This is a genomic window from Pelistega indica (genome assembly GCF_000506865.1).
GTDB lineage: Bacteria > Pseudomonadota > Gammaproteobacteria > Burkholderiales > Burkholderiaceae_B > Taylorella > Taylorella indica.
The window spans coordinates 1-3,050 of the sequence record NZ_AYSV01000034.1; the positions used below are offsets into that span (position 1 = coordinate 1).

The 3,050-nt window shown below is 41.4% G+C and carries 3 protein-coding genes and 1 pseudogene; all 4 read right to left on the reverse strand.

The genetic code is table 11. The features are described from left to right. Positions 1-59: 59 nt before the first annotated feature. A complete protein-coding gene (hisB, locus tag V757_RS17890) occupies positions 60-647 on the reverse strand; it encodes an imidazoleglycerol-phosphate dehydratase HisB (protein ID WP_023949676.1) in 588 nt (195 codons plus the stop codon). Position 648: 1 nt separating this feature from the next. Then, positions 649-1,965 carry a histidinol dehydrogenase gene (gene hisD, locus V757_RS17895; protein ID WP_023949678.1) on the reverse strand — a complete coding sequence of 439 codons (1,317 nt, stop codon included), beginning with the start codon at positions 1,963-1,965 and terminating at the stop codon, positions 649-651. After that, positions 1,958-2,638, reverse strand: a complete 681-nt coding sequence (gene hisG / locus V757_RS17900; protein ID WP_023949680.1) for an ATP phosphoribosyltransferase — start codon at positions 2,636-2,638, stop codon at positions 1,958-1,960. The genes hisD and hisG overlap by 8 nt, the downstream gene beginning before the upstream one ends. Before the next feature lie 3 nt (positions 2,639-2,641). Next, positions 2,642-3,030: pseudogene (locus V757_RS17905) on the reverse strand (UDP-N-acetylglucosamine 1-carboxyvinyltransferase); the annotation flags it as partial. Between the last annotated feature and the right edge of the window lie 20 nt (positions 3,031-3,050).

Below are 3,050 nucleotides of genomic sequence, written 5' to 3' on the forward strand. Positions count from 1 at the left end.
TCASAGAATGGATATTTCCCATTCCATAATCCWCATCGCTATATTGACATTGGAGCCCATTACAATACACCTTTGGTAGAAGGAATAACCCCCTCAGAACGAGGGTCTGGTGTTACGGCCATACGTAAAGCACGACCAAAAGCTTTAAATACAGTCTCTGCCTGATGGTGCGAATTAATCCCTTTCAGATTATCAATGTGCAATGTCACTAAAGCATGGTTAACAAATCCTTGGAAAAATTCACGGATTAAATCAACATCAAATCGCCCCACCAATGCGCGTGTAAAGGGGACATGATAATCAAGACCAGGTCGTCCAGAAAAATCCATGACAACACGTGATAACGCCTCATCTAATGGTACATAAGAATGTCCATAACGAGTAAGACCTTTTTTGTCACCCACCGCTTTAGCCACTGCCATACCTAGACTAATGCCGATATCTTCAACAGTATGGTGGTCATCAATATGTACATCCCCATCACACTCAATCTCAATATCAATTAAGCCATGTCGAGCAATCTGATCAATCATATGATCTAAAAAAGGCACACCTGTATTAATCGATTGCTTACCAGTTCCATCTAAGTTAATTGAAACCCTAATTTTAGTTTCATTGGTATTACGAATAATTTCTGCTGTACGCATTTTATTTTTCCTCAGATACTAATCGATATTCTGCACTACGTGCATGAGATTGCAAGCCCTCACCGTAAGCTAACTCCTTAGCAATTCTGCCAAGTGTTTGCGCTCCTTGCTTAGATACTTGAATCAGGCTCGAACGTTTTTGAAAATCATATACACCCAACGGTGATGAAAAACGTGCTGTTCGTGATGTAGGTAATACATGATTAGGTCCAGCACAATAATCACCCAATGACTCAGAGCTAAAAGGACCCATAAAAATAGCACCAGCATGACGGATTTTATCTGCCCACACCTGTGCATTTTCAGTAGAAATTTCTAAGTGTTCTGGTGCAATAAAATTCGCAATCTCACATGCCTCATCTAGGCTATCTACTTTGATTAAAGCACCACGATTTTTTAGACTTGTTGCAATAATATCCTTACGCGGCATTGCTTCAAGTTGTTTAATAATTGATTCTTCGACTTTATTCAGATAATTTTCGTCTGGTGATAATAAAATTGCCTGAGCTAGTTCATCGTGCTCAGCTTGAGAAAACAAGTCCATAGCAATCCAATCCACAGGTGTTTTACCATCTGCAATAATTAAAATCTCACTAGGCCCAGCTACCATATCAATACCCACAGTACCAAACACATGGCGTTTAGCTGATGCAACAAAGGCATTTCCAGGACCAACGATTTTATCCACTTGAGAAATCGTTTCTGTACCATACGCTAGTGCGGCCACAGCTTGTGCACCACCAATGGTAATAATACGATCAACGCCCGCTACAGCAGCTGCAGCTAATACCAATGGATTACGCTGCCCATTCGGTGTGGGTGTGACCATAACCACCTCTTTAACACCCGCCACTTTAGCCGGAATAGCGTTCATTAATACGGATGAAGGGTAAGCTGCCTTACCTCCTGGCACGTATAAACCGACTCTATCCATAGGGGTAATCTTCTGGCCCAATATCGTACCGTCAGATTCCTGATATGACCAAGAAGGTGTTTTCTGACGCTCATGATATGTACGCACTCGTTCTGCTGCAGCTTCCAAGGCTTGTCGCTGTTCTTGTGGCAAACTCTCTAAGACCACTTGGCACTCAGCTAGCGAAACCTCTAACTCAGCCATTGACGTTGCTGTGACCTTATCAAACTGTTGTGAATACTTCAAAACAGCCTTATCGCCATTTTGTTTAACATCTTTCAAAATGCTATTTACAGCATTTTCAATTGCATCATCTTGCTCTGACTCAAATGCCAACAATGACTTTAAATTATCTTTAAATGCAATATCTTTTGAATTTAAACGATTAATAACAGACTTACTCATGACTATTTCCTTGACTAGCTTTTGCAAAGGCATCAATCAACGGCTGCAAATATTGCCCTTTAGTCTTTAGGGAGGCTTGATTAACTATCAACCGCGAAGACACAGGCCACACATCCTCCACCTCAACCAAATCATTGGCTCTTAATGTACCTCCTGTTGAAACAACATCAACAATCGCATCAGCTAGGCCAACTAATGGAGCAAGCTCCATAGAGCCATAAAGTTTGATAATATCCACATAAACGCCTTTGCGTGCAAAGTGTTCACGAGCAACATTCACATATTTGGTTGCTACTCTCAGGCGAGCTCCTTTTTTAACAGCGCCCTCATAATCAAACCCTTTACGTACAGCGACAGAGAGTCGGCATTTAGCGATATCTAGATCAATCGGCTGATAAAGTCCTCCTGGGTGCTCCTTGCTATGCTCATAAAGAATATCCTTACCAGCAATACCAATATCTGCTGCACCATATTGAACATAAGTTGGTACATCTGAAGCTCGTACTACTAGTAATCTCAAATAAGGATTACTGGTCGCTAAGATTAGCTTACGTGAGCTTTCGGGATTTTCAGGAACTTGAATACCCGCTGCCTCCAACAAGGGTACAGTATCCTCAAATATGCGACCCTTTGATAATGCTAGCGTAATCAGCGGTTGTTCTATTGAACTCATTTTCTACCCTTTAATACGTTCTATATTAGCACCTACCATACGAAGTTTCTCTTCCATCTTGCATAGCCACGATCCAAATGATAGATACGATCAATAATAGTTTCGCCTTCCGCAGCTAATGCAGCAATCACTAGACTTGCTGATGCACGCAAGTCTGTTGCCATCACTTTGGCTCCATATAATTTCTCAACGCCATTGACCACTGCGGTATGACCATCTAACGTAATATCTGCCCCTAAACGAATTAGTTCAGGTACATGCATATAACGATTTTCAAAAATATTTTCAACAATTACTGACGTACCATCTGAAATCGTATTGAGTGCCATCATCTGAGCTTGCATATCAGTCGCAAAGCCCGGATGCTCATGAGTTTTAATACTCACTGCCTTGGACGCTTATCCATACGAGC

Bases quoted from the DNA above. Each gene is read 5' to 3' on its own strand.
- hisB (WP_023949676.1), bottom strand. From the start codon at position 647: ATGCGTACAGCAGAAATTATTCGTAATACCAATGAAACTAAAATTAGG.
- hisD (WP_023949678.1), bottom strand. From the start codon at position 1,965: ATGAGTAAGTCTGTTATTAATCGTTTAAATTCAAAAGATATTGCATTT.
- hisG (WP_023949680.1), bottom strand. From the start codon at position 2,638: ATGAGTTCAATAGAACAACCGCTGATTACGCTAGCATTATCAAAGGGT.